This window comes from Caproiciproducens sp. MSJ-32 (genome assembly GCF_018918055.1).
Taxonomy (GTDB): domain Bacteria; phylum Bacillota; class Clostridia; order Clostridiales; family Clostridiaceae; genus Clostridium.
This window is the reverse complement of sequence record NZ_JAHLPS010000105.1, coordinates 1-6,187: the sequence shown is the minus strand read 5'-3', so window position 1 is coordinate 6,187 and position 6,187 is coordinate 1. Positions and strand designations below refer to the sequence as shown.

Annotated in this window: 6 protein-coding genes; 5 read left to right on the top strand and 1 reads right to left on the bottom strand. The window is 28.6% G+C overall.

Features of this window, described 5'->3' with window-relative positions:
- The first annotated feature begins 166 nt into the window (after positions 1–166).
- Both KQI16_RS11335 and KQI16_RS11330 read left to right on the top strand, forming a co-directional pair.
- Positions 167–1,075 carry a ribonuclease Z gene (locus KQI16_RS11335; protein WP_216434543.1) on the top strand — a complete coding sequence of 303 codons (909 nt, stop codon included), beginning with the start codon at positions 167–169 and terminating at the stop codon, positions 1,073–1,075.
- 77 nt (positions 1,076–1,152) lie between these two features.
- Positions 1,153–2,139: a Gfo/Idh/MocA family protein gene (locus KQI16_RS11330; RefSeq protein ID WP_216434541.1), complete on the top strand. Its 987-nt coding sequence runs from the start codon at positions 1,153–1,155 to the stop codon at positions 2,137–2,139.
- A 68-nt stretch (positions 2,140–2,207) separates the two neighbouring features.
- Here the strand turns inward: KQI16_RS11330 and KQI16_RS11325 are convergent, their stop codons facing one another.
- Positions 2,208–2,672, bottom strand: a complete 465-nt coding sequence (locus tag KQI16_RS11325; RefSeq protein ID WP_216434540.1) for a GreA/GreB family elongation factor — start codon at positions 2,670–2,672, stop codon at positions 2,208–2,210.
- A gap of 148 nt (positions 2,673–2,820) precedes the next feature.
- Here KQI16_RS11325 and KQI16_RS11320 point away from each other — a divergent pair, with 148 nt between their 5' ends.
- The 3 genes from KQI16_RS11320 (at position 2,821) to KQI16_RS11310 (ending at position 6,068) form a co-directional block, all read left to right on the top strand.
- On the top strand, positions 2,821–4,050 hold the full coding sequence (locus KQI16_RS11320; RefSeq protein ID WP_216434538.1) for an NAD(P)-dependent oxidoreductase: 1,230 nt from the start codon (positions 2,821–2,823) through the stop codon (positions 4,048–4,050).
- Between the two features lie 226 nt (positions 4,051–4,276).
- Entirely contained in the window at positions 4,277–5,293 is a 1,017-nt protein-coding gene (locus tag KQI16_RS11315) for an oxidoreductase (RefSeq protein WP_216434536.1), read from the top strand.
- Between the two features lie 94 nt (positions 5,294–5,387).
- A complete protein-coding gene (locus KQI16_RS11310) occupies positions 5,388–6,068 on the top strand; it encodes an N-acetylmuramoyl-L-alanine amidase (RefSeq protein ID WP_216434534.1) in 681 nt (226 codons plus the stop codon).
- Positions 6,069–6,187 lie beyond the last annotated feature (119 nt).

Below are 6,187 nucleotides of genomic sequence, written 5' to 3'. Positions count from 1 at the left end.
TATTAAAGTGCGCCTTTTTTAAGAAATAATTTTATTTTGTCAGCAAAGATTCGAATCTTCTCTTTTTATTGAAAAATAGGAGCTGTCGCTAGCGTTTTTTCACCCGCTAATGCGACAGCTCCATGTTAAAATTAAAGAAATAAATATAAAATAGGAAGTGGTTTAAATGGTAGATATATCATTACTAGGCTGTGGAGGAGGCATGCCTGTACCAAATAGATTTTTATCTTCCCTTTTAATTAACTATTTGGGAAGAAAAATTCTAATAGATTGTGGGGAAGGAACTCAAGTGTCCATGAAGCTTTTAGGCACAGGTTTTAAAACTATAGATATAATTTGCATAACTCATGGACATGGGGATCATATTGTTGGTCTTCCAGGACTTCTTGCTACAATTGGAAATAGTGGAAGAGTAGAACCTCTTACTATAATAGGACCTGCTGGTATTGAGGAGATTATTAAAGGTTTAAGGGTTATAATACCTTATCTTCCTTATGAAATAAAAATAATTGAAAAGCCAAGGGATACAATAACTTTAATAGAAAATATAAATATAACTAGTTTAGAATTAGATCATTCAGCTCCCTGTTTAGGTTATAGTTTTTATTTTAAAAGAAAACCTAGGTTTAATATAGAAGCAGCAAAAGCCAATAAAGTACCTAAAATTTTGTGGAATAAGCTTCAAAAGGGAGAAAGTCTAATATATGAAGGAATTAAATATGAACCTAATATGGTTCTTGGAAAGGAAAGAAGGGGAATAAAGTTTTCCTTTATAACAGATACAAGGCCCATAAAAGAAATAATTGATTTTATAAAAGAAAGTGATTTGCTTGTTTGTGAAGGAACTTATGGAGATGATAATGATATAAAAAAAGCAATAAAGAATAAACATATGACTTTTTCTGAAGCTGCAAAGCTAGCAAGAGAGGGAGAAGTTAAGGAACTTATGCTGACACATTTTAGTCCTGCTATGAAGAATCCAGAAGAATATATAGAAAATGCAAGGAAAATATTTAAAAATACTGTGCTTGGGGAAGATAGGATAACTAAGACCTTATCTTTTGTAAATGACTAAATATAATTTTTTATTGGATAATGTAAAGGTATAACATATAATTAAAGTAAGAAAGTGTTATTCAAGGAGGAGAAAAAATGAATATAGGAATACTGGGGTCAGGCTTAATAGTTCCAGATTTTTTAGCTGCAGCATCTAAAATAAAGGAATATAAATTTTATGGAATTTGTGCAACAGAAAGATCTAAGGATAGAATGGAGAATTTCTCTAAAGAGTATGGTATTAAACATATTTATTTAAATTATGATGAAATGCTTGATAATGAAGAAATAGATGTTATATATGTAGCAGTTCCAAATTCACTTCACTATAGTTTTGCCAAAAAAGCCTTATTAAAAAATAAGAATGTTATTTTAGAAAAACCTTTTACATCGAATTATGAGGAAGCAAAGGAATTGGCAGAGCTGGCAGAAGAAAGAGGATTATATTTATTTGAAGCAATAACAAATCAATATTATCCAAATTATTTAAAAATAAAAGAGTTATTGCCAGAACTAGGAGATGTAAAGATAGTTCAGCTTAATTATTCTCAATATTCTAGAAGGTATGATGAATTTAAAAAGGGAAATGTCTTACCAGTTTTTGATCCTAAAAAATCAGGCGGGGCATTAATGGATTTAAATGTTTATAATATTCACTTTGTATTAGGTTTATTTGGTGAACCTCAAAGTATTAATTATTTTGCTAATATAGAAAGAGATATTGATACTTCGGGAATTTTAGTGCTTAATTATCCAACTTTTAAATGCGTTGCAGTTGGAGCAAAGGATTGTAAAGCTCCTACAAGCGTTAATATCCAGGGAGATAAGGGATATATCCATAGTGATTATCCATCTAGCGTATTGGCAAACTTTACTTATGGAAGTAATCTAGGAGAAGAAAAAGAATTTAATTTAAATCTCTATGAAGAAAGATTATATTATGAATTAGTAGCTTTTAAAGATATGATATTAAATAAGGACTTTGAAAAAAATCTAAAACAGCTTAAACACTCTTTAAATGTAATGAAAATATTAGATGAGGCAAGAAGACAAGTAGGAATTGAAATTCAAAGTTCTAAATAATTAGTTTAGATATAAAAGATGGGTCAGAAACCTTTTAGTTTTTAAGGTATCTGACCTATTTTAAAATGTTATAATATTTCTAATATTTCAACAGAATATTTTTCACCAGGAGCATTAACTTCAACTATGTCTCCAGCTTTCTTTCCTGACAAGGCTTTTCCTAAGTCTGATTCAATGCTTATGCACATATTTTCAGGATCTAAATCCATAGTTGTTACTAAGGATAAAACTGTTTCATAATCATCTTCTATGAATCTAACCCTAGCCTTGCTGTTAATTCCTAGTACGGATTTATCTATTTCATCTTCATCAATAATAGTTGCTGTAGAAATCATATTTAATAAGTATTGAATTCTATTATCATTTTCCCTATAATTTCTACAAGCCTCTTTATATTCTGCATTTTCTGATCTATCCCCATGGGCAGCTGCTTCCATTTTTTCTTTAGCTATTTCTGCTCTTTTTACTGTCATTCTATATTCTAATTCTTCCTGTAGTTTTTTTATATTTTCTAAAGTTAATCTATTATTCATAAAAAATACCACCTCTAAAATATTATATCAACATTATATAATATATAGTAGTTTCTTTTTATAAAATATTTTAAATTAAACTACCATATTAAATGAATATTATATATAATATTAATAAATATAACATAGTATCATAGGAGTTGTTTGAATGGTGTTAATAAATGAAGCAGATAGATGTTTATTATGTAAGAAGCCAAGATGTAAAAGCAGTTGTCCAATTAATACATCAATACCTGAAGTAATATCATTATATAAGGAAGGTAAAATTAGAGAAGCGGGAGAAATTTTATTTGAAAATAATCCTCTTTCTGTGGTTTGTGCTTTAGTATGTGTTCATGAAAAGCAATGCAAGGGTAATTGTGTTAGGGGAATAAAAGGAGAGCCTATAAGATTTCATGAAATAGAATATGAAATCTCAAAAAGGTATATAGAGGAAGTCCGCTTTGAAAATATTCCAAAAACCAAAGGAAGAATTGCTATAGTTGGAGCTGGCCCAGCAGGAATTACTATAGCATTTATATTAGCTAGAAGAGGCTATAAAGTTACAATTTTTGAGGCTCATAGCAAAATTGGAGGAGTATTAAGATATGGAATTCCTGAATATAGGCTTCCAAAATCAATAATTGATACTATTGAGGAAAGATTAATTGAATTAGGAGTTAAAATTAGACCAAATACTTTAATAGGACCTGTTATTACATTAGACAGGCTTTTTGAAGATGGATATAATGCGGTATTTATTGGAACAGGAGTGTGGAATCCTAAGACTTTAAATATTAAGGGAGAAACCGAAGGTCATGTTCATTATGCTATAGATTATTTAAAGTCACCTGAAACATATAGATTAGGAAAAAAGGTAGCAGTAATAGGAGCTGGTAATGTTGCCTTTGATGCAGCAATAACTGCCAAGAAAAATGGTGCTGATGTTACTATTATATATAGAAAAGGCTTTGAGCAAATGTCAGCAAGTAAAAAGGAAATTCAAGAAGGTAAAGAGGAAGGAATAAACTTTAATTTATTTAAGGCACCAGTTGAAATTACTGAAGAAGGAATAAAATTAGCGTGTACAGAAAATATTGCTGATGAAGAAGGAAATATTAAAACTATAATTACTGGTGAAGAGGAATTTTTTGAGTGTGATTCTGTAATAATCGCAGTAAGTCAAAATCCAAAGAATAATATAGTTTCAAATACTACTGAGTTAAATACTAATAAATGGGGCTTGCTTATTACAGATGAAAAAGGAAATACAACTAAAAAAGGTACCTTTGCTTCAGGAGATGTAGTTACGGGACCAGGGTTAGTTGTAGATGCAGTAGCACATGCAAAAGTAGTGGCTGATACAATGGATGAATATTGTCAAAGCTTAAATAAATAAAAAATATAAAAAAGACCAGCTATTATAAGAATAAAAGCTTAAAATAGCTGGTCATATTATTTTTATTGTAAAATATTAAAACACCCTTCTCTAATAGTTATACAAAAGGAGTTTTTTAGTTATTAGAATGTACATTTTTTCATAATATAATAATTTTTACTTTTATTTTATTGTAGAATAAAGGTATAATTAAAAATAATTAACATTAATTTCTAGGAGGAGTATTATGTTAACTATTGGTTATATTGGAAATGGGAAAAGCACTAACAGATATCATATTCCCTTTGTTCTTCAAAGAAAAAACTTAAAGATAAAAACTATCTATCAAAGAAATCCAAAGAATGAAAAATGGGATAGAATTGAAGGAGTAAAATACACTTCAAATTTAGATGAACTTTTAAAGGATGAAGAAATACCACTTATAGTTATTTGTACAAGACATGATAGTCATTACGAATATGCTAAGATGGTTTTAGAAAATAATAAACATTGTCTAGTAGAAAAGCCTTTTATGGAAAATTCTAAACAGGCAAAGGAAATTTTTGATCTAGCAAAGGAAAAGGGATTGATAGTTCAGGCTTATCAAAATAGAAGATTTGACAGCGACTTCTTAACAGTTCAAAAAGTTATTGAAGAAGGAAAATTAGGAGAATTACTTGAAATAGAAATGCATTTTGATTACTATAGGCCAGAGGTTCCTGAAGGAATTAAAAAATATGATGTAAACGAATCCTTTTTATATGGACATGCTTGTCATACCTTAGATCAGGTTATAAGTTATTTTGGAAAGCCAGATAATATTCATTATGATGTAAGGCAACTTCTTGGACCTGGAAGAATGAATGATTATTTTGATTTAGACTTATATTATGGAAATTTAAAGATTTCAGTAAAATCTAGTTATTTTAGAATTAAAGAAAGACCTAGTTTTGTGGTTTATGGGAAAAAGGGATGTTTTGTAAAGATGACTAAAGATCTTCAAGAATATCATCTTAAGATGTTTTATATGCCTCATAATAAAGACTTTGGACTTGATAAGTTAGAACATTATGGAACTTTAACATATGTAGATGATGAAGGAAAAATCCATGAAGAAAAAGTAGAAACAGTAAAAGGCGATTATGGCAGAGTATATGATGATTTATATGAAGCGATTATAAAGGGAAAAGAAAAAAAGATTACTGATGAAGAAATTTTGCTTCAAATGGAGATATTAGAAAATGGTGTAAAACACTTAAAATAATAGTTATTTAGTATTTCTATTATTGATACATAAAAGTAATGGAAATGCAAATAATAAAATAAGAAGACCTTAAGAAAAGGTAGTGATAAACTAGATGAGAAAATATTATTATGTATTTATGATTATTTTGCTTTCATTTTTTCCTATAAATCAAAGAATAGAAGAAGAAAATCAAAATTATACTTTAACAAAAGAAGTATCTGTAAATTTAAAGGAAAAACTTAAAAGTAATGATATCTTTCCTCCTAATGAAAATTCAAGGCCGCGTGAAAAAGAAATAACTCATGTCATGATACATTTTATAAGTAATGTGGTAAATAATTATAAGGATCCATATAATATTTATGATATTTATGATATATTTTTAGATTATGGGATATCTGCTCATTATGTTATTGGAAGATATGGGGAAATATATTGTATGGTGCCAGAAAATAGAGTTGCCTATCATGCAGGGAAAGGAAACCTTGAAGGCTTTCCCGAGTATAAAAATAAAATGAATGATTATTCTATTGGAATTGAACTTCTTGCTATTGGAACAAAAGAAGAAATGCTGCCTATAATATCTGCAGAGCAATATGATTTAATTGATAAATCTTTAATAGGTTATACAGAGGCCCAGTATGAATCCCTCAATATATTATTAGACAGCATATTAATAAATAATCCATCTATAATTAAAGATAGGAAACATATTATAGGTCATGATGAATACTCTAAGGGAGTAAAAACTGATCCAGGTTCTTTATTTCAATGGGAAAAAATAGGATTATAAAAGGGGCTGTCGCACTAAATAATTAGTGTGAAGCTCCTTTTTGATGAAAAAAATAAATCCCAGACTTTAAAAGTCTAGGATTTATGGTAAAATATTTTTCATGACTATAAAAAAAATCT